Annotated in this window: 25 protein-coding genes, 2 tRNA genes and 1 pseudogene; 9 read left to right on the top strand and 19 right to left on the bottom strand. The window is 60.4% G+C overall.

Features of this window, described 5'->3' with window-relative positions:
• A pseudogene (locus tag HMPREF2785_RS11590) lies at positions 1-280 on the bottom strand (IS256 family transposase); the annotation flags it as partial.
• A 271-nt stretch (positions 281-551) separates the two neighbouring features.
• Here HMPREF2785_RS11590 and HMPREF2785_RS07570 point away from each other — a divergent pair.
• Positions 552-1,412: a siderophore-interacting protein gene (locus tag HMPREF2785_RS07570; protein WP_070451154.1), complete on the top strand. Its 861-nt coding sequence runs from the start codon at positions 552-554 to the stop codon at positions 1,410-1,412.
• Between the two features lie 34 nt (positions 1,413-1,446).
• Here the strand turns inward: HMPREF2785_RS07570 and HMPREF2785_RS07565 are convergent, their stop codons facing one another.
• The gene (locus tag HMPREF2785_RS07565) at positions 1,447-2,646 is read right to left on the bottom strand and encodes a L,D-transpeptidase (RefSeq protein WP_070422579.1); all 1,200 of its coding nucleotides are present in this window, start codon (positions 2,644-2,646) and stop codon (positions 1,447-1,449) included.
• 205 nt (positions 2,647-2,851) lie between these two features.
• Between HMPREF2785_RS07565 and HMPREF2785_RS07560 the strand changes: the two genes are divergently transcribed.
• A tRNA-Lys gene (locus HMPREF2785_RS07560) sits at positions 2,852-2,924 on the top strand.
• Between the two features lie 92 nt (positions 2,925-3,016).
• Positions 3,017-3,592 carry a nicotinamidase gene (locus HMPREF2785_RS07555; RefSeq protein WP_070569031.1) on the top strand — a complete coding sequence of 192 codons (576 nt, stop codon included), beginning with the start codon at positions 3,017-3,019 and terminating at the stop codon, positions 3,590-3,592.
• On the opposite strand, the gene HMPREF2785_RS07550 is transcribed toward HMPREF2785_RS07555, so the two are convergent.
• Positions 3,593-4,240, bottom strand: coding sequence for a DUF305 domain-containing protein (locus HMPREF2785_RS07550; RefSeq protein ID WP_246816770.1), 648 nt, complete (start codon positions 4,238-4,240; stop codon positions 3,593-3,595).
• Positions 4,241-4,359: 119 nt separating this feature from the next.
• Positions 4,360-4,635, bottom strand: a complete 276-nt coding sequence (locus HMPREF2785_RS07545) for a DUF3618 domain-containing protein (RefSeq protein ID WP_070569034.1) — start codon at positions 4,633-4,635, stop codon at positions 4,360-4,362.
• 80 nt (positions 4,636-4,715) lie between these two features.
• Between HMPREF2785_RS07545 and bcp the strand changes: the two genes are divergently transcribed.
• Positions 4,716-5,201: a thioredoxin-dependent thiol peroxidase gene (gene bcp, locus HMPREF2785_RS07540; protein WP_070614736.1), complete on the top strand. Its 486-nt coding sequence runs from the start codon at positions 4,716-4,718 to the stop codon at positions 5,199-5,201.
• A 23-nt stretch (positions 5,202-5,224) separates the two neighbouring features.
• Here the strand turns inward: bcp and HMPREF2785_RS07535 are convergent.
• Positions 5,225-5,309, bottom strand: a tRNA-Leu gene (locus HMPREF2785_RS07535).
• Positions 5,310-5,407: 98 nt separating this feature from the next.
• Between HMPREF2785_RS07535 and HMPREF2785_RS07530 the strand changes: the two genes are divergently transcribed.
• Positions 5,408-5,866 (top strand): hypothetical protein, encoded by a 459-nt coding sequence (locus HMPREF2785_RS07530; protein WP_224213568.1) that lies wholly within the window; start codon positions 5,408-5,410, stop codon positions 5,864-5,866.
• Positions 5,863-6,234, top strand: a complete 372-nt coding sequence (locus HMPREF2785_RS07525) for a DUF3817 domain-containing protein (protein WP_070422583.1) — start codon at positions 5,863-5,865, stop codon at positions 6,232-6,234. The genes HMPREF2785_RS07530 and HMPREF2785_RS07525 overlap by 4 nt, the downstream gene beginning before the upstream one ends.
• A 44-nt stretch (positions 6,235-6,278) precedes the next feature.
• On the opposite strand, the gene HMPREF2785_RS07520 is transcribed toward HMPREF2785_RS07525, so the two are convergent.
• From HMPREF2785_RS07520 to clpS, 10 genes are all read right to left on the bottom strand, one after another.
• The gene (locus HMPREF2785_RS07520) at positions 6,279-6,653 is read right to left on the bottom strand and encodes a hypothetical protein (protein WP_070422584.1); all 375 of its coding nucleotides are present in this window, start codon (positions 6,651-6,653) and stop codon (positions 6,279-6,281) included.
• Positions 6,654-6,675: 22 nt separating this feature from the next.
• Complete coding sequence (gene rdgB, locus HMPREF2785_RS07515; protein WP_070422585.1) at positions 6,676-7,275, bottom strand: RdgB/HAM1 family non-canonical purine NTP pyrophosphatase; 600 nt, start codon at positions 7,273-7,275, stop codon at positions 6,676-6,678.
• A complete protein-coding gene (gene rph, locus HMPREF2785_RS07510) occupies positions 7,269-7,997 on the bottom strand; it encodes a ribonuclease PH (protein WP_070422586.1) in 729 nt (242 codons plus the stop codon). The genes rdgB and rph overlap by 7 nt, the downstream gene beginning before the upstream one ends.
• Positions 7,998-8,042: 45 nt before the next feature.
• Positions 8,043-9,041: an Abi family protein gene (locus tag HMPREF2785_RS07505; protein WP_070614734.1), complete on the bottom strand. Its 999-nt coding sequence runs from the start codon at positions 9,039-9,041 to the stop codon at positions 8,043-8,045.
• A 155-nt stretch (positions 9,042-9,196) separates the two neighbouring features.
• Positions 9,197-9,964, bottom strand: coding sequence for an MBL fold metallo-hydrolase (locus tag HMPREF2785_RS07500; RefSeq protein WP_070422588.1), 768 nt, complete (start codon positions 9,962-9,964; stop codon positions 9,197-9,199).
• A 63-nt stretch (positions 9,965-10,027) separates the two neighbouring features.
• Positions 10,028-10,846, bottom strand: coding sequence for a glutamate racemase (gene murI, locus HMPREF2785_RS07495; RefSeq protein WP_070422589.1), 819 nt, complete (start codon positions 10,844-10,846; stop codon positions 10,028-10,030).
• Entirely contained in the window at positions 10,843-11,505 is a 663-nt protein-coding gene (locus HMPREF2785_RS07490) for a rhomboid family intramembrane serine protease (RefSeq protein ID WP_070451271.1), read from the bottom strand. Before HMPREF2785_RS07490 ends, murI begins: the two co-directional genes overlap by 4 nt.
• Before the next feature lie 216 nt (positions 11,506-11,721).
• Positions 11,722-12,681 carry a P1 family peptidase gene (locus tag HMPREF2785_RS07485; protein WP_070483527.1) on the bottom strand — a complete coding sequence of 320 codons (960 nt, stop codon included), beginning with the start codon at positions 12,679-12,681 and terminating at the stop codon, positions 11,722-11,724.
• Between the two features lie 9 nt (positions 12,682-12,690).
• Positions 12,691-13,230, bottom strand: coding sequence for a DUF2017 domain-containing protein (locus HMPREF2785_RS07480; RefSeq protein ID WP_070422591.1), 540 nt, complete (start codon positions 13,228-13,230; stop codon positions 12,691-12,693).
• A 9-nt stretch (positions 13,231-13,239) separates the two neighbouring features.
• Positions 13,240-13,539 carry an ATP-dependent Clp protease adapter ClpS gene (gene clpS, locus HMPREF2785_RS07475; protein WP_070422616.1) on the bottom strand — a complete coding sequence of 100 codons (300 nt, stop codon included), beginning with the start codon at positions 13,537-13,539 and terminating at the stop codon, positions 13,240-13,242.
• 94 nt (positions 13,540-13,633) lie between these two features.
• Here clpS and HMPREF2785_RS07470 point away from each other — a divergent pair, with 94 nt between their 5' ends.
• Both HMPREF2785_RS07470 and HMPREF2785_RS07465 read left to right on the top strand, forming a co-directional pair.
• Positions 13,634-14,959 (top strand): nicotinate phosphoribosyltransferase, encoded by a 1,326-nt coding sequence (locus HMPREF2785_RS07470; RefSeq protein ID WP_070614733.1) that lies wholly within the window; start codon positions 13,634-13,636, stop codon positions 14,957-14,959.
• A gap of 3 nt (positions 14,960-14,962) precedes the next feature.
• The gene (locus tag HMPREF2785_RS07465; protein ID WP_070614731.1) at positions 14,963-16,921 is read left to right on the top strand and encodes an ATP-dependent DNA helicase; all 1,959 of its coding nucleotides are present in this window, start codon (positions 14,963-14,965) and stop codon (positions 16,919-16,921) included.
• Here the strand turns inward: HMPREF2785_RS07465 and HMPREF2785_RS07460 are convergent.
• The 3 genes from HMPREF2785_RS07460 to nrdF all read right to left on the bottom strand — a co-directional run bounded on the left by HMPREF2785_RS07460 (position 16,911) and on the right by nrdF (position 20,647).
• Positions 16,911-17,636, bottom strand: a complete 726-nt coding sequence (locus tag HMPREF2785_RS07460) for an aminoacyl-tRNA hydrolase (protein WP_070614729.1) — start codon at positions 17,634-17,636, stop codon at positions 16,911-16,913. The genes HMPREF2785_RS07465 and HMPREF2785_RS07460 overlap by 11 nt on opposite strands.
• Positions 17,637-17,727: 91 nt before the next feature.
• Complete coding sequence (gene ctaD, locus HMPREF2785_RS07455; RefSeq protein WP_070422595.1) at positions 17,728-19,428, bottom strand: aa3-type cytochrome oxidase subunit I; 1,701 nt, start codon at positions 19,426-19,428, stop codon at positions 17,728-17,730.
• 229 nt (positions 19,429-19,657) lie between these two features.
• Positions 19,658-20,647 (bottom strand): class 1b ribonucleoside-diphosphate reductase subunit beta, encoded by a 990-nt coding sequence (gene nrdF / locus HMPREF2785_RS07450; RefSeq protein WP_210384726.1) that lies wholly within the window; start codon positions 20,645-20,647, stop codon positions 19,658-19,660.
• A 122-nt stretch (positions 20,648-20,769) separates the two neighbouring features.
• Here nrdF and HMPREF2785_RS07445 point away from each other — a divergent pair, with 122 nt between their 5' ends.
• Positions 20,770-21,486: a FadR/GntR family transcriptional regulator gene (locus HMPREF2785_RS07445; protein WP_070422597.1), complete on the top strand. Its 717-nt coding sequence runs from the start codon at positions 20,770-20,772 to the stop codon at positions 21,484-21,486.
• 61 nt (positions 21,487-21,547) lie between these two features.
• Here HMPREF2785_RS07445 and nrdE read toward each other — a convergent pair whose 3' ends face one another.
• Positions 21,548-23,713 carry a class 1b ribonucleoside-diphosphate reductase subunit alpha gene (nrdE, locus tag HMPREF2785_RS07440; RefSeq protein WP_083308926.1) on the bottom strand — a complete coding sequence of 722 codons (2,166 nt, stop codon included), beginning with the start codon at positions 23,711-23,713 and terminating at the stop codon, positions 21,548-21,550.
• Between the last annotated feature and the right edge of the window lie 5 nt (positions 23,714-23,718).

Raw genomic sequence — 23,718 nt, 5'->3', positions numbered from 1 at the left:
CGATGGTCGGGTCAGGCACGTCAACCAGCCAGCACCAAGTAAACCGTCGTTTCATGGTGGCAAGGCTGATCCCGTGGCGTTGAGCCATTGCCCTTAACGAGCTTGACGTGGTGCAGTGATCGATGAACTGAGCGAACACCGCAGCGTTGGCTAGATCGTCACGGTGTTTCACGCTGGACGCACCGCAAGCCTTGCATCGCCATCGGGTGGTTCCGTTGCTGGTGGTGCCGTTTCGTTTCATATCGCCGCCACAGTGGCAGCGTGGTCGGTTCTTTGGCATTGGGCAACCGAACCACCGCCCCGTAGCACACCAGGGCAGCCACACCGTGGATTGAGAGCGAAACTGCCAGATATATACCCGCAGCGCTTATACTTTCAGCATTAACCCAGATCAACTGCCGAAAATCAGTCCAACCAGACACACTTTTTGAGCCTTAACCCCACATTGCTTTTCCACCCCCTCCTTAAATATGTTAGCCTTACCTAACTATTTGGCGTGCGAACTTCCGCCGCCAGAAGCAGCCACGAGTTGTTGAAGGGCAGGGACAACGATGACTGAACAAGCCAACAAAGCGGCCGCGAGGCGTAAACCCCGGAAGGCCAATGAGGCAACCGTGACCGGTCGCCGCCAGCTCTCCCCCGATCTGGTTCGCTTAAGCCTGAACGCCCCCGCTTTTGTCGGTAAAGATCTGGAGTTTACGGACCACTACCTCAAGCTGTTGTTCGTGCCGGAGGGCGCCGACTACTCCTGGCCATTTAACGTCGAACAGGTCCGTGAACAACAGCCGCGCGACAAGCAACCGGTGACCCGGACCTACACGTTGATCAACCTCGACTCATCGACCGGGGATTTCGATGTTGACTTTGTCACCCACGGCGATGCAGGCCTGGCCGGTCCGTGGGCTCGCGTAGCCGAGGTTGGAGAGAAGATCGGCTTCTTCGGCCCAGGTGGCGCGTGGGGCCCTTCGGTCGACTACGAGCACTTCATCTTCGCCGGCGATGAGTCCGCAGCACCGGCCATCGGCGCGGGCCTAAAGCGCCTCCCCGAGGGCGCAACTGCGACCGCGTACATCGAGATCGAAGCCGAAGACCGCAAGTTTGAGCTCCCAGCCCGCGATGGCGTGGACATCCATTGGGTGATCCGCAACGGCGCGACCCATGGCACGGAGCTATCCCGCGTCGTGCGACAGGCCGGCGTGCCGGACGGAAAGAACACCAGCTGGTTCATCCACGGCGTTGCCGAGATGATCAAGGAAATGCGGCGCTTCCTCTTCGTCGAATCCGAGGTCCCCAAGCAAGACGTGTCCATCTCTGGATACTGGCGCATCGGCATGACAGAGGATCAGTGGCAGGCCTCCAAGCGCGATTTCAACGCCGAGATTGAAGCCGAGGAGGAACGCGCGAAAGCCTAACTGCGCCTGGGGGCACTAACTGCACCTAGGGGCACTAGGAGTAGAGCTGCTCGCCGCTGCCGCCGGAGCGCTGCTCCCAATCAAGGTTCCAGTAGCCCAAGCCGTCGTACGGGGTCAGGGTCGATCCGCCAGTGTTTTTCACCACTACCGGGTCACCCCGTTTGACGTACTCCTGGAACCACTTGGCGTTCTCATAGGAAGCGTTGATGCAGCCGTGCGACTGGTTCTGGGACCCCAACGCCCACAGCGCCCACGGCGCGGAGTGGACGTAGATGCCCGAGTACGACAGCTGGGTGGCGTAATCCACCGGCGTGACGTACCCGCCCGCATCCAACGCCAAGCCGTAGGTACGCGAGTCCATGACAAGGCTGGGGTGCTCATCCCCCACCACGTAGGTGCCATTCGGGGTGTCGTAGCTACCGTCGGTTCCCAGTGAGATCGGGAACTCCTTCACCAACTCGTCGTTAGCGTAGACGCGCAGCATCTTGTCGTAGTTATCCACGACAGTCTCCACCTTGTCACCGATGGTGAAGCTGATTTCGGTGTCGTCGGAACCGTAGACACCTTCGGCGAGTTTGCGCCCATACAGATCCACTTTCACAGTGACCTCAGTACCGGGCTCCCAGTACTCCTTCGGGCGCCAGCGCACTTCGTAAGGATCCAGCCAGAAGAATCCACCCTCGGTGTCGTTCGAGGTTTCCACCGAGATGAGTTTCTCCATCTTCTTGGTGTCTTGGATCGGGCTATCAAAGCGGATGGTTACCGCCTGGGCGACACCAACCGTCGAGCCGTCAAGCGGACCAACGTACGCATTAACCGTCACAGCCGGCGACACCGTAGTAAACGACGACACCACCTTCTGGCCCTCAACATCACGCGCCTCAATGGTGTACTCGCGTCCGTAACCAAGCGGTTCCGCCGTAGACCATTCGGTTTTGTCGTCGTTGAACTCCGCCTCGACTTCCTTGCCGGCCTCGTTGGTCATCTTCACCGAGGCCAATCCGACCTCCGAAAGCACCTTCACCGGCTGGCCAGGCTCGACGTCAGTGGCGTTATTGCTCACCGAGACTTTCGGCGGCTTCGCCGCAGGCGTCGTCTCTGCAGCCTGGTCCGTCTCCGCAACCTGCTCGAGACGGCTCGACCCATCCCCCGGTGAGCAGGCCGAAATCATCGCTCCTGCAGCCAGCGCCGTCAGGACCGCGGTGCAGCGGCGAACCGCGCGAAGGTGGAGCACAATGGACCCCTCACAACTCAAATCCAAAACTCAAACGCCAATACTTTAACCGTTAACGGCTAAAAAGCCACCATCCACAAACAAAGCGTTATACAACGTTTAACATCGCCGAAAAATATGCTCTTACCTGCCGATTTCACACATTCAACACACGCTGCTAATGTATTACCTCGTTGCAGAGAGCAACACCAACAAAACAAAATACGCGCCATTAGCTCAATTGGCAGAGCAACTGACTCTTAATCAGTGGGTTCGGGGTTCGATTCCCTGATGGCGCACAGCACAGCGAGGCTGGCAGGTATTTTACCCGCCAGCCTCGCTTTTTGTGTACCCGTCACTTTTTCTCGCAGCTGAGACTAGGCTGATCTTCATGAAAACAGCCTTGGTAATTGTTGACGTGCAAAATGACTTCTGCCCCGGCGGTAGCCTTGCCACCGCCCGCGGCGATGAGGTGGCGTCAAAAATCGCGGAGTTGATCTCCACCCCTGATAACAGGTGTTTGGAGTACGACCACATTGTGGCAACACAGGATTGGCACATCGAGCCAGGTGACCACTTTGCCAAGGAAGGCGAGACACCGGACTTTGTCAACACCTGGCCGCCGCACTGTGTCGCTGATTCCTATGGTGCGCAGATGCGCGGACCGGTGGATACCTCGCTGATTGAGGAGTTTTTCCGCAAGGGCAAGTACACCGCCGCTTATTCCGGATTCGAGGGCGCAACTGAGGCTGGCACATCGCTTGAGGATTGGTTGCGCGAGCGCGAGGTTTCCCAGCTAGACGTCTGTGGCATTGCAACGGACTTCTGTGTGCGAGCCACCGTCCTGGACGCCCTGAAGGCTGGTTTCAAGGTGCGCGTCCTGCGCGCGATGTGCTCCCCTGTCAATGACAAGGGCGGTGCCGCAGCGCTTCAGGAAATGTTTGAGGCTGGCGCCGAGATTGTCTAGTTACTTCGTCGGGTTGTAGCCCAGAAGTTCTTCCATCTCGCCCATTTCGGCGGTTTGCACCTCAATCATGTCTTGGGCCAACTCGCGAAGCGGCTCGTAGGCGCCGCCGTCCACCTCGTCCTGCGTCATCTTGATCACGTGGGCGTGGTGGAAGTGCATCATTTCGAGGAAAGCGGTGCGCAGGTCGTCGCCACGCAACTGCGCGAACTCGTCCAACTGCTCGGGCGGGAACATGCCATTGGCGATGTGCTTCGAGTGGAGCTCCATGTCCTGATCGATGCCCCACTCGTCGGCCCAGGCGTTCATCTGCTCGTTTTCGCGCTCCTGACCGTCCTTGATGCGCTGGGCGAGATCACGCACCTGCGCATCGTCGACGTCGGAGTCCAGCAGCACATCCGACATGTCGATCGCCTGCTGGTGGTGCGGCACCATCATGCCTAGGAAGTGGACGTCAGTGCCGTTGTACTCGGCGTCGGTGTCCGTCGACGTTGCGGCGGTCTCTTCATCCGGTGTGAACGCAGCGCGTATCGACGGCCCCGCCACCGTCAGCACCAGCGCAATCGCGGCAATGACGGCAAGCGCGATCCACAGCGGCTTTTTACTGCCGCGCATCCGCTCGAGTTCGTGGTCGGCCTGATCATTAACCATTGATGCTCCCTTTCGGTCGTAAAACGAGATTACCTTGAATTCAACAAGGACACGAGCGTATCGACGACAAAACGCCGGCACCCACAACATTGCAGGTACCGGCGTACAGACGCTCGCGCTTAGTTACGCGACAGCAGCTTCTGCAGCTCCTTGAGCTCGCTCTTGCGCTTACGGCCGTTGTAGACCTTGATACCGATCAGCGCTGCGATACCGATACCAACGCCAGCGATGATCTTCTGCACAGTCTCGTCCTCGAGCCAGGTCTTTGCCTGCCCCTTAGCCGTGTCGGCCAGGTTGGACGGGCTGGTGCGATCTGCAAGCTCATCAAGCGTGCTGGCCAGCTGGCTGCGGGTGCGTGCAAGGTCACGCTCAATGTCGTGAATATCTCGTGCCACGGTTTCAAACTCCTACGTTTACTTGGGACTTTTCTAGACTGACGTCTTTTCGTACCAACAGTAGTGTAAAACGGGGAGGCATGACTGAACCCACCAGACTGCAACAAGGCGACACCGCCCCCGCTTTTTCCCTGAATAACGACAAGGGCGAAACCGTTTCGCTTGCCGATTTCGCTGGCCAGCGAGTCATCGTGTACTTCTACCCGAAGGCCAACACGCCCGGCTGCACCACCGAAGCTTGCGACTTTAGCGACAATATGGACCAGTTCAAGGACGCCTCCGTCGCCGTACTCGGCATCAGCCCCGACCCGGTGGAGAAGTTGGCAAAGTTCCGCGACGACCACAACCTGACCGTGCAGCTGCTTTCCGACGAATCCAAGGAAACCCTCGAGGCTTACGGCGCATTCGGGGAAAAGAAGAACTACGGCAAGATCGTCCAAGGCGTTATCCGCTCAACGTTCCTTGCCTCCGTCGACGCTGACGGTAAGGGCACCGTGGAGCAAGCCCAGTACAACGTCAGGGCAACTGGCCACGTTGGCCGCATCCTGCGCGACTGGAACCTGTAAGTCCCCACTCCCCCATAAAGAATTGGTGCGCCCGGAGAGACTTGAACTCTCACGCCATAAGGCACTGGAACCTAAATCCAGCGCGTCTGCCAATTCCGCCACGGGCGCGTCGAGAACGGATATTACACGCCGCGCCCCCATCCACAGAAACCGCGGTATCAAACTTTAGTTTGGCACCATGGTTTTACCGGGTAAGATCACCACTCGTGAGCGAAAAGTTGGAACACACGGACGCGGACGGGACCACCCCGATTCCGCAGCGTGAGCGTCTCCGCGTGCGATGGTGGCACATCCTGCTCCTCATCGCAGCCGCAGTGACGTGCCTGCTGCTCGCCCGGTGGCAGTGGGAACGCTACCAATCCGGCACCGGCACTCTCCAGAACCTGGGCTACGCCCTGCAGTGGCCATGCTTCGCGCTGTTCTTCATCTACGCCTACCGCGTAGGTATGCGCATGGAGAACGACAAGATTGACGCCGAGAACGCAGGGCTGACCATGGATGACCTGTACGAGGCCGATCTCGCCCGCTACGGCAAGCACAAGCCCGTCACGGAAATCGACGAGGACTTCCTGCCCGCACGTCCGGAGATCGACGTCGACGAATACAACAAACTTGTGGCACCGCGCCGCGAAACCCACCCGGAAGGTAAAGGTGAACACGCATGACCGAGCAAACTCAGCCAGCAGCACAGCCAGAGCGCATCCACCCGGAGCGCCAGCGCCGCGTTAAGCAGGCTCTGCTGTGGTTCTCCATCGCGGCGTGGATCACCGGCGTCCTGCTGCTTCTGCTGATTGCCCGCATGATCATGCAGTACGGCTTCGACATGAACGTCGACTACTTGTCCTGGGTCGCGCGCGTACACGGCTTTGCTTTCGTCGCATTCTTGATGACGTCGCTGAATCTCGGTTCCAAGGCCCGCTGGTCCGGCGGCACCTGGGTGGCAACAGCTATCTCCGGCGTTGTGCCGTTTATGTCCTTCTTTGTGGAAGAGAAGCGCCGCAAGGAAGTTAAAGAAAAGTTCCAGCTCGCCTAACGCCGGCGAACTGGAACTTCGGGGGATGAAACCGGCGGCGAAACTTATTCGTCGTCGGTTTTTGTTAGCACCATGACGCCGACCTTCTCCGCTTGATCGTTTTGCGGCGACAGTGTCAACGTGTCGCCTGCACGCTCAGCGTCGTACTCCAGATCCTGGTGCGTCAGCGGATCTTCCAGCTTGAACTCTTTATCGTCGCGCAGGCAGTTCGCTTCGTTAGTCTCACCGTCGGTTTCGGTCAGCTCCCAGGAGCAATCCTTACCGTCAATGGTCACAGTGGCCCGACCACCGCCGGTCCCCTCCTGGGTTGCGGTGACGTCGCCCGACCAGGTGCCGTCGAAGTCACCGTCCTGCCCACAAGCGGTCAAAAGAGCGCTGGAGGCGAGAACAGTTGCTGCGAATGCGATTGTTTTCTTCATACCGCCACTGTAACGATTTTCGTCACTCCAGCGCTGCGATGTGCTTTGCCAACTCCCGCAACGCCTTGCCCCTGTGGGACCGTGCGTTCTTCTCCTCCGAGGTCAGTTCCGCCGAGGAACGCCCCGGCGCGTCATCCGGCGCGAAGAGCGGGTCGTAGCCGAAACCGTTGTCGCCGCGGGGCTCGCGAAGCAGTTCGCCTTCCCAACGCCCTTCTGCGACGTGTACATCGCCTTCTGGGGTGGCAAGCGCGCAGCAGGACACAAACGCTGCGCGGCGCTGGTTGATGTCTTCCATCTGCTTGAGCAGCAGGGCGTTGTTGCCAGCGTCGTCGCCGTGGTTACCGGACCAGCGAGCGGACAGGATGCCCGGCATGCCGTTGAGGGCTTCGACGCTTAGGCCGGAGTCGTCAGCGACGCACGGAAGACCAGTCGCGGCAGCACCTACCCGGGCCTTCAGTACGGCGTTTTCCTCAAAGGACAGGCCGTCCTCGACGGGGTCGGGGTACGCGGGGGCCTGATCAAGCGACACTAGCTCCACTCCCCCGATGGCCAGCTCGCGCAGCACCTGGTCGAGTTCGCGGACCTTGCCCGGGTTACGGGAAGCGACGAGGACTTTTACCATCCCAGCGCCGCCTTCTGGGCTGCGAAGAGCTCTTCGCAACCCTTGGCTGCCACGTCGAGCATCTCGCCGAGCTGCTCGCGGCCGAACAGGCCGTGCTCGCCGGTGCCCTGGATCTCGACGAAGTTGCCGCCCTCCTGCATCACCACGTTAAGGTCCACCTCCGCTCGGGAGTCTTCCTCGTACGGCAGGTCGAGGCAGACGTGGCCGTCGATAATGCCGGCGGAAATCGCCGCTACCGGCTTCAGCAGCGGCTCACCCGGCACCACGCCACGCTCCTTCAGCACAGCGATCGCGTCCGCAAGTGCAACGTACGCGCCTGTGATCGACGCGGTACGGGTACCACCGTCGGCCTGGAGCACGTCGCAGTCGAGCTGAATGGTGTTCTCACCGAGTTCGGAAAGATCCACCGCAGCGCGCAGGGAACGACCCACCAGGCGCGAAATCTCGTGCGTGCGGCCCTTTACCTTGCCTCGCATCGATTCACGCGGCATACGCTCGTGCGTCGCGGAAGGAAGCATGGAGTACTCGGCGGTCAGCCAGCCTTCGCCGGAATCTTTCTTAAAACGGGGAACGCCCTCCTCCACCGAAGCGGTGCACATCACGCGGGTGTTACCGAACTCCACCAGCACGCTGCCAGCAGGGTTCGAAGTAAAACCGCGGGTGATACGGACAGGGCGAAGCTCGTCGACGGCGCGACCGTCAAAACGCGAAAAATCAGTCATAGCCCCAAGCGTAACGCAGGCGGGCGTCGCGTCCCTGCAAGCCAACTAGACCCAAGGCGATTTATTAATCACGTTCGGAGGGCACCCCATTGCGGTGAGGATGGGCAACGAGTGTGAGTGCGTCGAAAGATCGTGTCCCGAGAAATTGGCCATCAGGAATTCGTGAGCAACTTTGGTGAGCCCGAAATGTGGCTCTCCTTCGATCACACCGTGCAGGTACTGCAACATGGACAATTTGAAGAATGTCCGGTCTCGCAACGATTCCGGATACGCCCGAATCCAGCTGAGTGTGGAACTTGGTTTTCTTGGCACAAGCGGTGCATCGTCTACACGGTTATACAGCCTCGCGTAATGTGCACACGTATTTCGCAAATAAGCCAGCGATCGCTGCCATGACCCGAGCTCCTTGAACGTGAGCCCGGTATCAGCAGCGATCTGCTCGCGCATCCACTTTGGAAGCAGATCGTACAGATTGTGCAGCGTTCCCCATTCGAAGGTCTGCACTGCAGCCCAAATTGGAAGATCTTCGTTGCGATCCCGGTAGTGGTGTACGAAATCCTCTTTGGAGTAACCAATAGATGCGTCAAAGCGGTCCAACCACTTTGCATACCGCTCTACCTGGTTCGGTTCCTTAATGGGAGGTTGCATCTGCAGGTCAAGCATTGACGGGTCGTCAAGATGAAGATGAAGCAGCGGGTGCACGCTACCAATCGCGTGTGCAATGGCGTTACGGAGCCAAATCTCCACGGGCTCCAACGCACTCAAGGCTGCCTTACGCAATCGGGTATCGAACCTCATGAGTCGAATGATGTCGTCGAAATTCGTTCCCTCACGGAATTCATTCTTGCGTGTGAGTTCGTATCCGTGAAGTTTTTGTTGATTCGGGAATGGCTCTCTAAACGGGTACCAGTATCCGCTCAAACGGTAATATCCGATGTTTCGCAGCGACTCTTCCGCAGACGCAAGATCTGCAATTCGCATCCCCCGTTCGCCCAATAGCGTGAGCAAGTCTTCATAGTTCTGAAACGGTTTCGTGGATACCACGATCCCCTACCCCCAAGATTTTGAAAACCGGCCCTGGACTGACTACTCAAGATGTAGCCTAGCGGAACCGGTCGTTGTGGTGGCTAATTTAGCGCACCCGACCCCCTAGGTCACCTTCCACCCCTTAAAAGGGGTAACGCAGTAAGGCCCGACCCTTACACCTCGTAGACGGCGCCGGCCTGCCCCAGCAGAATCTCGCCATCAAACTCAGTACGGGCTGCCTCAAGCACACTGTGCGGGTCAGTCCACGGCTGGATGTGGACCAACACCAGGGTCTTCACCCCGGCTTCGCGGGCGAGGCGTCCCGCCTCCTTGCCAGACATGTGCATGCCTTCGGCTTTGCCTTCCGACGACGCACCCCAGGCTGCTTCGCAGAGGAACAGGTCGGCGCCACGGGCGGCGTCGATAAGCGACGGCGTGTAGCTCGAGTCGCCCGAGAACGTCAGCACCTTGCCGTGCGCGTCCTCCACGCGCAGCGCATGCGACTCCTGGGCCGGGTGGACCACTTCAAACGGCGTGACCGTCAGACCGCTCAACGTCTCCGGCTCGCGGGTACGCCAGGTGGTGAACTCGAATGTGTCGGTGCAATCGTCGACATCATCCGGACCATCGGCGCTCATGCGGCCAAAGTGCTCAACCGCATACGAAGGCCCGATGAGGCGGTGGCGCTGCTGCGCAGGTGCCTCCGGATGGTATCGGCGCCACACCAACAGCGACGGGAAATCCGAGCAATGATCAGCGTGCAGGTGGCTGAAGATCACGTGGGCCGCAGCAGGATCGAACCGTTCCTGCATCGCGGCGAGCGCTCCCGGACCAAAGTCCATCACCACATCGGTTTCACCCGGCACCGAAATGACGTAGGAGGAGGCGGGGTTCCCCGGCGCGGCAAGGCTTCCGGAGCACCCAAGGATGGTCAACTTCATGGAAACACTGTGCCATGAATGCGCCCTAATTTCACACTGGATCGCCGAAGCGCACGGCGAGTTTTACAGTCTGTTGCCCACCGCATGCACCTGAGGGCCGAGGAATCGGCGGGCGAGCTCATCGAATGTGCCAGGATCTCCGGTGGATTCGAAGATGCGGATTGGAGCGGTGGTGTCGTCGCTAAGCAAATCGCTCTCCGTGAGCACGCGCAACACATCCTTCGAGGTTTCCTCCGCAGAGGACACGAGCGTGACATCATCGCCCACGGCCAGCTGGATCACGCCGGAAAGCAGCGGATAGTGCGTACAGCCGAGCACAAGCGTGTCCACGCCTGCTTCGCGCAGCGGCTCCACATAGCCGCGGGCGACCTCGAGCACATGCTTGCCGGAGGTCACGCCCTGCTCCACGAGGGGGACGAAATCAGGGCAGGCAACAGCGGTGACATCCACATTCGGGTTGACCGCGAAGAAGTCCTGATACGCACCAGAGGTGACGGTGCCTTCGGTGCCAATGACGCCGATCTTGTTGTTTCGGGTGGTCGCCATCGCACGGCGTACTGCAGGCTGGATCACTTCGAGGACAGGGATGCTGTAGCGCTCGCGGGCATCATGAAGAAACGCGGCGGTGGCGGTGTTACACGCAATGACAAGCATCTTGCAGCCACGTTCCACCAGATCGTCGGCAATGCGCTGCGAATGAGCGCGCACATCCGCGATCGGCTGCGGACCGTACGGGCTGTTGGCGGTATCGCCGATATAAATCAAGGATTCGCCCGGCAACTGATCCATCACCGCACGCGCCACGGTCAGCCCGCCGACACCGGAGTCGAACAACCCAATCGGCGCGTTGTTACTTACCTGGTTGCTTACCTGGTTACTCACCTGCGCGCCTGCTTTTCCGCAGCCTTCGCCTGCTTCTTCGCATGCTTTTTCGCGGCGAGCTCCGGCGGATCGTCAGACGTGATGATCATGCCGGCGACAATGCCACCGATCGCGCCGAAGAGGTGCGCCTGCCAACTGACACCCTCAGTGCCCGGCAGCACACCCCAAATCAAACCGGAGTAGAAGAAGCCGAGGATTAAGCCGGTAAGAATCTGACCAATCGAGCGGTTGAAAAAGCCACGCACCAACAGGTACGCCAACCAGCCATACACCAGGCCGGATGCGCCAATGTGGTTCGTGCCAATACCGCCGAACACCCAGGTGCCGAGTCCGCCGATGAGCAGAACGAACGTTGTCACCTCCCAAAACACGCGCTTGCCGGAGTAACCGATGAGGTAGGCAAACAGCGCACCCGGCAGCGAGTTGGAAATGATGTGTTCCAGATTCGCGTGCAGCAGCGGCGAGGTGAAAATCATCGGCAGACCGTTGATGTCCAGCGGGTGTATGCCAAAGCCCTGCAGCCACGGGAAGAAGAGCTGGAGAATAAACACAGCCCAAATCAGGGCCAGGAAGCCACCTGCAAAGCGCAGCCCGGATTTGCGCTGCTGCCTGCGTTTGAGCGACCTGCTCGCCGGGTAACCCTGTCCCTGCAACCCCATGCCCGGCTGGCCGTACGGCTGACGCTGGTTGGCATAGGGGTTGTGTGGCACACCCGGCGCAGGCATGCCGCCGAACGCGGGCGGTTGGGTCTCTGGGTGGGAGAACGGACGCTGGAACGGCTTGCCGTAGCCGGGCTGTTCGGTGCGTCCGTAGCCCCAGCCTTCAGGGGTGTGGTGGTTGTTATTGTTCATCGTGGTGCAGCTTAGCTGCCTGCGCTAGGCGCGTGCGATGTCGCGCCAGGCGGTGATACCAAAGTCACCGGTTGCGTTTACTACAGCGTCCACGATTGCAGCCTGCACTGCTTGGGCGCCGGCTTCTCCGATGCGTCCGAAAGCTTCAACATCGCTGACCGGCTGCGCACCAGGTTGAGCGGTGGACACTGCGAACAACGTGTCGCCGTCGAGTGGCGAGTGCGCGGGGCGAATGGCTCGCGCGATGCCGTCGTGTCCGGTCATTGCCACGCGCTTGAGTTGTGGCTTTGTGAGCGGCGCATTCGTGGCAATCACACCGATCGTGGTGTTCAGTTTCGGTGTGGGGCGCTCAAGCGCGTTAAACCGCTCCAGGTCCACCGCGGGTTTCGCACCATCGCCGTAGAGGAGCCCGGTGTGCTTATCGACGACCATCCCAACCGGATTGGCAACCACATACGCCTCAACCGTGTAGCCGTCCGTGCTCATCGTGCTCACCGTGGCCTGGCCAAACCCACCCCGCAGCACGCCAGCGGTTGCGCCACAGCCAGCACCGACACTGCCGGTCGCTCCTGTACCACCGTCGAAGGCGGCGGTGATCGCGGCTGCACCATCGGCCGCAGTGGGGCGGTGCGCCGGGTCGCCGACGACAAGGTCGAAGATCACCGCCGCAGGCACGATCGGCACCCGGGGGCCCGGCATGTCTTCGCCGAACACCGGAAAGCCCCAACCGCGGCGTTCCAGCTCGGCCATCGCTCCATCGGCGGCCGCAAGTCCAAACGCGGAGCCGCCACAGAGCATGATCGCGTGGACCCGCTCAACGGTGTTGTGGGGTTCGAGCAGGTCAGTCTCACGTGTACCGGGGCCACCGCCACGCACATCCACTGCCGCGACCATGCCTGCCTCGTGCGGTGCAAGGATCGCGGTCACGCCAGTGTCCGCGAGTGAGATGTGGCCGATGCGGGCCAAGGGGTCGTCGATACGCATGCGCTCGAGCTAGCCCATCAATGCGTCGAGCAAAGAATCCTGACAGTACGCGAGCCACTCCACGAGCATCGCGCGCTCCTGCTGAGCGCCCTCGCCACCCGAAGTGTCAGCGGAAATGTAGAGGCGCATGTCGTTGACCGCAGCGATGAACTTGTGCGCGTCTTCTTCCTCGATGGTGACCTCAACGCCACCAGTGGGGCCGAGCGCCTCGTTGACCACCTGCAGGTTGATCAACTTCGCACGAATGATGTCGTTTTCATGCAAGCTGCGCAACAAACCGTTGTCGCCCTCGAACTCCTCGTCGCCCTCACGCTCAAAGTCGGGCAACAATCGAGCCAACTTCGGATCCTGTGGCGCCTCCGTGTGCCCGGTGGAAACCCCCATCATCTCCGCGAACTCATCCTTCGGAGCCGACTGCGCACGTGCAATCAACGCCTCCGACACCGTCGCCGTGAGATCCCCAATGACCTCACGCTCCATCGGATCAAACGTGGTCGTGTACTTCGGGGTTGAACGCATCAACCCCTTCTTCTTACGCCAAGGCTGCATTCGTCTCCCCTACCCTGCCTGCTGCATCGTCGCCCACAGACCGGCGGTATGCAGTTTCTTCACGTCGGTTTCTACCTTGTCCTTCTCGCCAGAAGAGACCACAGCCTTGCCCTCAGTGTGGACCTGCATCATCAGCTCCTGGGCGCGCTTACGGTCGTAGCCCAGCACCGTCTGGAACACATAGGTGACATAACTCATCAGGTTCACCGGGTCGTCCCACACAATGCACAACCATGGCAGGTTCTCGCTCGTGGCCACCTCGACATCGACGGCCTCGTCGAGCTCCGGGGTCGCCATCGGCGAACTCATATGCGCCGGTTCGGCAGCGTTGCGAGCTGAAGCAAACATGTGAACCACCTTACCCCGTCGGACGGGAGGGGACGGGAGGGTACGCTTGCACACCATGAACCAACCGCAGCCCTCCACCGCGTTTCTGACCGATATGTACGAGCTCACCATGCTCGACGCCGCCATCCAAGATGGCACAGCCGAACGCGAGTGTGTTTTCGAAGTCTTTGGCCGCCGCATGCCCAACGAGCGCCGCTACGGCGTCGTCGCAGGTACCGCGCGTGCCCTCGACGCAATTACCCGCTTCCGCTTCACCGAAGAGCAGATCGCAACCGCCGATTTCCTTTCCGATGCAGCACGCGAATATCTCCGCAACTTCCGCTTCTCCGGCCAGGTGGACGGCTACCGGGAGGGCGATCTGTACTTCCCGTACTCCCCAATCATGACGGTGCGCGGCACGTTCGCCGAGTGCGTCATCTTGGAAACTGTCATCCTGTCCATCCTGAATGCCGACTCCGCGATTGCCTCCGCCGCGTCGCGTATGGTCTCCGCGGCAGACGGCCGGCCGATTATCGAGATGGGTTCGCGCCGTACCCACGAAGAGGCTGCCGTTTCGGCTGCACGTGCGACCTACATCGCGGGTTTTGACGCAACTTCCAACATGGAGGCGTCGCTACGCCACGGCATCCCGGCGTCCGGTACTGCCGCCCACTCGTGGACGCTGCTGCATGTCGACGAGAACGGCCAGCCCGATGAAAAGGCCGCCTTTGCCGGCCAGATTAAGTCCCTAGGTAAGGACACCACGCTGCTGGTGGATACCTTTGACATCACCAAGGGCGTGGACAACGCGCTCGAGGTTGCTGGCACCGAACTCGGCGCGGTGCGTATCGATTCTGGTGATCTCGGCATCGTCTCACGCCGCGTGCGCAAGCAACTCGACGAGGCAGGTGCGTTCAACACCAAGATCATCGTCTCCTCCGACTTGGATGAGTTCGCCATCGCAGGTCTGCGCGGCGACCCAGTCGATGGCTTCGGCGTCGGCACCTCTGTGGTGACAGGCTCCGGCGCGCCTACGGCTGGCCTGGTCTACAAGCTCGTCGAGGTCGAAGGCCACCCCGTGGCCAAGCGTTCTTCCGGCAAGGTCACCTACGGCGGCGGCAAGTCTGCGCTTCGCGCGTACCGCTCCTCCGGCGTTGCGGTGGGCGAGATTATCCACCCGATGGGCGCCGAAATCCCCCGCAAGCCGAACCTGGACTACCGCGAGCTGACCGTGCCGATGATCCGCGACGGTGAGGTCCTGGACAACCAGCCAAGCATCGAGGACAGCCGAAAGCTGCACGCCGAAGCACGCACCACCCTGCCCTGGGAGGGCCTCGCTCTGTCGCGCGGCGAGGTTGCCATCCCGACCCGTTTTATCGGGTTTCCGGAGCCCACCGAGTAGGCCGTGGCAGACGAACCGCTTTCGCACAGCACAGGTGAGTTGCTTTCGGCTGCCGTCGAGTCGCTCGGCGGCTCGCGCCGGCCTGGCCAGGTCAAGATGGCCGACGCGGTCACTCGTGCGTTGGATTCCGAACGTCACCTTGCCGTTCAGGCAGGCACTGGTACGGGTAAGTCCCTGGCGTACCTGGTTCCTGCGCTCCGTTATGCACAGATGCACGACACAACCGTTGTGGTCTCCACTGCGACGATCGCGCTGCAGCGCCAACTGGTCGACCGTGACCTGCCGCGCCTTGCCGACGCGCTTGAGCCTCTCCTGCCCCAGCGACCAACCTTTGCCATCCAAAAGGGCCGTAACAACTACGTCTGTTTGCACAAGGTGCTTGCGGAGGACCCCAGCGACACCCTCATCGAGGAAGAGGATCTGACCTGGCTGGGCAAACACGTCAAGCGCGTCGCCGAGTGGGCACAGGACACCCCGACCGGTGACCGCGACGATCTGGTTCCTGGTGTGCCAGATCAGGCGTGGCGCCAAGTTTCGGTGACCTCCCGTGAGTGCTTGGGGGCGACGCGTTGTCCGCACGGCCTGGACTGCTTCGCGGAGATCGCCCGGGAGCGCACCAAGGACGTGGACATCGTGGTCACCAACCACGCACTACTGGCTATCGATGCCCTCGCCGATGTGGACGTGCTCCCCCAGCACGATGCTGTGATTATCGACGAGGCCCACGAACTCGACGGACGCATCACCTCGGTCGCTACCGCGGAGATTTCCGCACGCGCACTCGCCATGGCAGCTCGCCGTGCCGACAAGCTTGGCGCGAAACGCGAAACACTCGAGGACGTTATCGACGACTTCACTGCCGCCATCGACCTCGAAGCCCCCGGCCGGTGGGAAACCATTTCCGACCCGGCACGTGGTGGTTTTGTCGCTCTGCGCGACGCGTTGTGGAAGACCCGCCAGTCCATCGGCGAACCGCCCGAGGGTGAGGCCCAGAACGATCCGGAGAAGTTTGCGGAGCGTGGCAACCTGACCAACCACTTGGAGGATCTCCACGACGCGATCGTGCGCATCCTCGGTGTGTTCGACGAGCCGGATCCGGCCAAGCACACCGACGTTGTGTGGCTCACCCGCTCCGACCGCCACGGCGATTCCGTCTCCGTCGCGCCCCTGTCGGTCGCGGGGCTGCTCCACGAACGGCTTTTCGGGGAGCGCACCGTGGTGCTTACCTCTGCCACGTTGACGGTCGGCGGCAACTTCAACGCCATGGCCAGCGCCTGGGGCTTGCCGAAGCGCACCTGGGACTCGCTCGACGCTGGCACCCCGTTCGACCCCGCCAAGTCGGGCATCCTCTACACCGCGAAGCACCTGCCCACCCCGGGCCGCGATGGGCTTGCGAAGGAAACGCTCGATGAGATCGCGGACCTTATCACCGCCGCCGGTGGCCGCACCCTGGCACTGTTTTCTTCTCGACGAGCCGCCGAACAGGCCGCCGAAGCCATGCGGGCCCGCCTCCCCTTCGACATCTTGTTGCAGGGCGAGGACTCCACCGGTGTACTGGTTGATAGTTTTGCCAAGTCAGAGAACTCATGTCTGTTCGGCACACTGACGTTGTGGCAGGGCGTCGACGTTCCAGGGAGCTCGTGCTCGCTGGTCATCATCGATCGCATCCCCTTCCCCCGCCCCGACGATCCCCTGTTGCAGGCCCGAGCGAACGCCGCCGATGCCGCCGGCCGGTCGGGCTTCATGGAGGTCTCCGCCACCCACGCGGCGCTGCTCATGGCGCAAGGTGCCGGCCGCTTGCTGCGCTCCGTCAATGACCGCGGGGTCGTGGCAGTGCTGGACAATCGCTTAGTGACGAAGCGCTACGGCTCGTTTATCCGCCGCAGCCTCCCCGCCTTCTGGGATACCACCGACCCCGAGGTCGTTCGCGGCGCGTTGAAGAGGTTGGTGGCTAAGGGATAGCCACCACGGTGGTGGAACCGGGCGCGACCTCCGTGTAGCCCGCGTCTCGCACCGCGACCGCACCTGGCCGACCGCAGTACTCACGGAACTGATCAGCAGACACTTCACGCACGTTTAGCGGGAACCCCTGCTCGGCCCAGTCCAGCACCCACTCGAGGTCCTGCGCCGCAGCAAGCAACATTGAGGCGTGTCCTACCTGTGCGGCCGCCTTGCCCGCGGACATCGCAAGCGAACTGTCCACTGCGATCAACGGAGCACCCTCGACGAGCGGCAGGTCTTCGCCCTCCTCGAGTTCTGTGCCCTTGATCTGCAACTTGGCTATCGCATGTGGCACATCCCCTACAGCAGACGGAACAAACGCGCGTACCGATCCCACTGTCACCCCAGGTAACGCCTGCACGTCATCCCAAGCCTTGTTCCGTGCCCTCCGGGCAACCTTACGGATGCGGTGTGAATACCACTGCTCTACCCCGTCGCGCCAGAAACCATCGATGCCCGCACGAGAGTCGAGGCATACGGCGACGACGGCGCGGGCGGCGCAAACAAGCACCGCGTTGCGGCTGGGCGGATCCTGCTTGGGCAGATTGATGGCGAGTTGCATCGCCTGCACTGTCGATGGGTCGTTTGGATCCTCGCTGCGTTGGCGGTAGTCATCTGCGACGCGTTCCCGCAGCAGCTCGTATGCGCTTGTGATTTCGGTTGTCTCGGCATTCATCCTGGTTCAGGGTAGTGGGCACAACAAAGCCCCCGCCGAAGCGGGGGCTGAGTTCAGGAGGCCAGTAGTCCGTTGCTACTTGGCTGGGGTGTTATGCCTCGCGGTGGCCAGTGTGGGCCTCACGACGCAGGGTCTCCACCATGTGCGGGTAGTGCAGCTCGAACGCAGGACGCTCGGAGCGGATACGCGGCAGGGAGGTGAAGTTATGGCGCGGCGGCGGGCAGGAGGTTGCCCACTCGAGGGAGTTGCCGTAGCCCCACGGATCGTCGACGGTGACGATCTCGCCGTAGCGCCAGGACTTGAACACGTTCCAGATGAACGGCAGGAAGCCGATACCCAGGATGAAGGAGCCAACAGTGGACACCTGGTTCAGGAGGGTGAAGCCATCGGTGTCGAGGTAGTCAGCGTAACGACGCGGCATACCCATGTTGCCCAGCCAGTGCTGAACCATGAAGGTCAGGTTGAAGCCGATAACAACGAGCCAGAAGTGAATCTTGCCCAGCTTCTCGTCCAGCATGCGGCCGGTCATCTTCGGGAACCAGAAGTACACGCCAGCGGTGGAAGCGAACACCACGGTACCAAACAGGGTGTAGTGGAAGTGCGCAACCACGAAGTAGGAGTCGTGCAGCTGGAAGTCCAACGGCGGAGCAGCCAGCATAATGCCGGTCAGACCACCGAAGAGGAAGGTGAACAGGAAGCCCGTTGCCCACAGCATCGGGGTCTCGAACGTCAGGTGACCGTTCCACATGGTGCCGAGCCAGTTGAAGAACTTCACACCGGTCGGAACCGAAATCAGGAAGGTCATGAACGAGAAGAACGGAAGCAGGACAGCGCCGGTGGCGAACATGTGGTGTGCCCACACAGCCATGGACAGACCTGCAATAGCCAGGGTTGCGAAGACCAGGCCGATGTAGCCGAAGATCGGCTTACGGGAGAACACCGGGACGATCTCGGACACCAGGCCGAAGAACGGCAGTGCGAGGACGTACACCTCAGGGTGGCCGAAGAACCAGAACAGGTGCTGCCACAGGATCGTGCCGCCGTTAGCGGTGTCGTAGATGTGGCCGCCGATGAGACGGTCGAAGAGCACACCCATTGCAGCTGCGGTCAGCAGCGGGAAGATCATCAGCGCGATGATCGAGGTAACAAACACCGTCCAGGTGAACACCGGCATACGGAACATGGTCATACCCGGCGCACGCATGGTCAGCACAGTGGTGAGCATGTTCACGGCGGAAGCAATGGTGCCCACACCGGTAGCGCCTACACCGACAATCCAGAGGTTGGCGGAAACGGACGGCGTGTGCGTTGCGTCAGCCAGCGGCATGTACATCGTCCAGCCGAAGTCAGCAGCGCCACCCGGGGTAACGAAGCCGGCCAGCATGGCGATAACACCAACGGTGGTGACCCAGAAGCCGAATGCGTTCAGACGCGGGAAGGCCACATCAGGGGCGCCGATCTGCAGCGGCAGAACGTAGTTAGCAAAACCCCAAACGATTGGGGTACCGAATGCCAGAAGCATCACGGTGCCGTGCATGGTGAACAGCTGGTTGAACTGCTCGTTGGACAGGAACTGCAGGCCTGGGCTGAAGAGCTCCAGACGAATCAGCAGGGCCATCAGGCCAGCCACGAAGAACCACACGAACGACATGATGATGTACATGATGCCGAGGTCTTTGTGGTCGGTCGTGATGAGTTGCTTATAAAATTGCGAACCCTTGCGGGCATGGCCCGTCGGCTCGGGGCGTGTCGGCGGGACGTGATTGTCCAGCCTAGGTGCCACAGCGGTCATTGAATCCTCCTGATTTCGACAACTGCACTTGACCCGAATTGCCTCGAATCACGCACAGCTGCCACGAGTGATACCGGATCAGCATAACGTTCTGCACACTGTTTTTCCAGCCTCTCCGAATACTGTTCCCCCTTGCGGGGTGAACCCCCTGCAGTTGACCCGCAGCGTTGTCACAGAACGCGAAAACGCCCCGCCGGTTGGCGAGGCGTCGTCGACAAGCAAAGTGCGCCTAGAAGTCCCAGTCGTCGTCCTGGGTATCCTCCGCACGTCCGATGACATAGGAGGAGCCGGAGCCGGAGAAGAAGTCGTGGTTCTCGTCGGCATTTGGCGACAACGAAGCCAAAATGGCCGGGGAGACCTTCGTCTCATCGGTTGGGAACAGTCCCTCGTAGCCAAGGTTGTTCAGCGCCTTGTTTGCGTTGTAACGCAGGAAGCGCTTCACGTCCTCAGTCCAGCCGAGTGGATCGTAAATATCCTCGGTGTACTGGTTCTCGTTCTCATACAGGTCGTACAGCAGGTCAAAGGCGTAGTCCTTGAGCTCTTCCTGACGCTCTGCAGACTCCTTGCGCACACCGAGCTGGTACTTGTAACCGATGTAGTAGCCGTGCACAGCCTCGTCGCGGATGATCAGGCGAATAATGTCGGCCGTGTTCGTCAGCTTCGAGTGCACGGACCAGTTCAGCGGCAGGTAGAAGCCCGAGTAGAACAGGAACGACTCCAGCATTACGGATGCAACCTTGCGCTTCAGCGGATCATCGCCCTCGTAGTAGGACAGGATGATCTTCGCCTTGCGCTGCAGGTACTCGTTTTCCTCAGACCAACGGAATGCCTCATTAATAGAAGGGGTATCCGCAAGCGTCATAAAAATGTTGGAGTAGGACTTCGCGTGCACCGACTCCATGAAGGCAATGTTGGTCAACACTGCCTCTTCGTGCATCGACGTAGCATCCGGAAGCAACGACACCGCACCAACCGTGCCCTGGATTGTGTCCAGGAGCGTCAGGCCGGTGAACACACGCATGGTCGCGGCCTTTTCATCCTCAGTCAGCGTGTTCCAGCTCGGAATGTCATTGGACACCGGAATCTTCTCCGGCAGCCAGAAATTACCCGTCAAGCGATCCCAAACCTCGAGATCCTTGTCGTCGGGCACATTGTTCCAGTTAATCGCCTTCACCGGTTTGGTGTGAGACTCAAGGTAACTCGCGTATTCGTCAGTCATGGCGACCATCCTACCCGAGACCCCCATAAGAGAAATCGGGCTTGAAATTGCATTGAATGAGCGTCTCAATGGCCTAAGATACTGACGAATTACACACAATTAGCTGCCTGAAGGAGGGCACTGTGACTTCGAGCGACAAGCGCTCACCCACGCAACCCCTACTCTCGTCCATCCTGGATGTGTTAGGGGAAGAGATCGTCTCGGGTGTCCAGCCGGAAGGCAACACGTTCACCCTTCATGATCTGTCCGAGCGTTTCGGTATCTCTCGCACGGTCGCGCGCGAGGCGATGCGTGCGCTTGAGCAGTTGGGGTTGGTGTCGTCGTCACGCCGCGTGGGCTTGAAGGTGCTCCCCCAGTCCGAGTGGAATGTGTTCGACCACCAAATCATTTCTTGGCGTTTGCGTAGCGACGAACAACGGCACGCCCAAATCACTTCCCTGCGCGAACTTCGCGACGCAATCGAGCCGTCCGCCGCGCGCCTCGCCGCGACGAATGCCACCCCTGCGGAAGCACGCGAGCTGTGCGCCCTCGCCGAGCGCATCGTGGAGCTCGCCGGTCAGGTCGCCGGTAACTCTGAGGAGTTCCAAGAGGCCGACGCCCGCTTCCACTCGTTGCTGCTTACCGCGTCACGCAACGAAATGTTTGTCCAGTTGACCCAGCCGATCATGGATGTGATGAAGGGGCGCTCCGAGTACGGCATCATGCCGGACGATCCGGAGATGAACACCATGAAGATTCACATCGAGCTCGCTGACGCGATCGCCAACAACGATCCGGATCGTGCAGAAGATGCTTCTCGACGACTCCTGCGCGGTGTCAACGAGTTCATGGAAATTTAACCCCCGGGGTTCCCGCCTCCTACAGGCGGGAACCCCAACCCCCGAGCCCCTCCCTACGTGCTTAGAGCATGCAGGAGACGCAACCGTCGACCTCGGTGCCTTCCAACGCCATCTGACGCAGGCGGATGTAGTACAGGGTCTTAATGCCCTTGCGCCATGCGTAGATCTGTGCGCGGTTGATGTCGCGAGTGGTCACCGTGTCCTTGAAGAACAGGGTGAGCGACAGGCCCTGATCCACATACTTCGTGGCAACTGCATACGTATCGATGATCTTTTCGTAGCCGATCTCGTACGCGTCCTTGAAGTATTCGATGTTCTCGTTGTTCATGTGCGGCGCCGGGTAGTAGACGCGGCCGATCTTGCCTTCCTTACGGATCTCGATCTTCGATGCGATCGGGTGGATCGACGAGGTCGAGTTGTTGATGTAGGAAATCGAACCGGTCGGCGGCACAGCCTGCAGGTAACGGTTGTAGATGCCGTCACGCGCCACGTCGGCCTTGAGCTGCGCCCACTGCTCCGCCGTCGGCACAGCAATGTTGGACTTTTCAAACAGTGCCCTGACCTTGTCAGTCTTCGGTGCGAAATCAGCCGGATCGTAGCGGTCGAAGAACTCACCGGTTGCGTACTCGGACTTGTCAAAGTCCTTGAATGCGCTGCCCTTCTCCACCGCAATCTTGTGGGATGCGCGGATGCACTCGTACATCACCGCGGCAAAGTAGGCGTTGGTGAAGTCCAGGCCTTCCTCGGAGCCGTACTCAATGTGCTCGCGGCCGAGGTATCCGTGCAGGTTCATCTGCCCCAGACCAATGGCGTGGGAGGACTCGTTGCCGTCGCGCACCGGCGGCACGGACTCGATCGACGTCTTGTCTGCCACGGCTGTCAGCGCACGGATTGCCGTTTCGACCGTGCGGCCGAAGTCCTCGGAATCCATCGCCATTGCGATATTCAGCGAGCCCAGGTTGCAGGAAATATCGTGGCCGATCTCCTGGTAGGTCAGGTCCTCGTTCAGCACCGACGGAGAGTTAACCTGCAGGATCTCCGAGCACAGGTTGGACATGTTGATGCGGCCGGTCTTCACCGGGTTCGCACGGTTCGCGGTGTCTTCGTACATGATGTACGGGTAGCCGGACTCGAACTGGATCTCTGCCAGGGTCTGGAAGAAGTTACGAGCGTTGATCTTGGACTTGCGGATGCGCGGGTCCTCGACCATCTCTTCGTACTTCTCCGTCACAGAAATGTCTGCGAACGGCACGCCGTAGACGCGTTCGACGTCGTACGGGGAGAACAGGTACATATCGTCGTTACGCTTAGCCAGCTCGAAGGTGATGTCCGGAATGACAACACCCAACGACAGCGTCTTAATGCGGATCTTCTCGTCGGCGTTCTCACGCTTGGTGTCCAAGAACCGCATGATGTCCGGGTGGTGCGCGTTCAGATACACAGCACCTGCACCCTGGCGGGCACCGAGCTGGTTGGCGTAGGAGAACGCGTCCTCCAGAAGCTTCATCACAGGGATGACGCCGGAAGACTGGTTCTCAATGTGCTTAATCGGCGCACCGGACTCGCGAATGTTCGACAGCAGCAGCGCCACACCGCCGCCACGCTTGGACAGCTGCAGCGAGGAGTTGATGGCGCGGCCGATGGATTCCATGTTGTCCTCGATACGCAGCAGGAAGCAGGACACAAGTTCGCCGCGCTGTGCCTTACCTGCGTTGAGGAAGGTCGGGGTGGCTGGCTGGAAACGGCCGGTCATGATCTCGTCGACAAGCGCGAATGCAAGATCCTGGTTGCCATCGGCGAGGAACAGCGCCGTCATAGCCACGCGATCCTCGAAACGCTCCAGGTAACGACGACCATCGAACGTCTTCAGCGTGTACGACGTGTAGTACTTGTACGCACCGAGGAACGACTTGAAGCGGAACTTGTAAGAGTAGGCGCGCTTGAACGTGTCCTTAATAAACTCCCACGCGTACTTCTCAATCGTGTCCGGCTCGTAGTACTTGTTCGTAACCAGGTAATCGATCTTCTCTTCCAGATCGTGGAAGTAGACCGTGTTCTGGTTCACGTGCTGCAGGAAGAACTGGTTCGCAGCCTCACGGTCTTTATCAAACTGAATCTGACCGTTCTCGTCATAAAGATTCAGCAGCGCGTTCAACGCGTGGTAATCCAGCTGGTCCTTTTCATGAGCCGGCTCCGGGACATTCTTACCGAGGGGCAGAGTAGACACTTCGA

Origin of the sequence: Corynebacterium sp. HMSC067D03 (assembly GCF_001811185.1) — a bacterium.
In the GTDB taxonomy this organism is placed as follows: domain Bacteria; phylum Actinomycetota; class Actinomycetes; order Mycobacteriales; family Mycobacteriaceae; genus Corynebacterium; species Corynebacterium coyleae.
The sequence above is the reverse complement of the archived record's forward strand: the minus strand, read 5'-3'. Positions and strand labels throughout refer to the sequence as shown.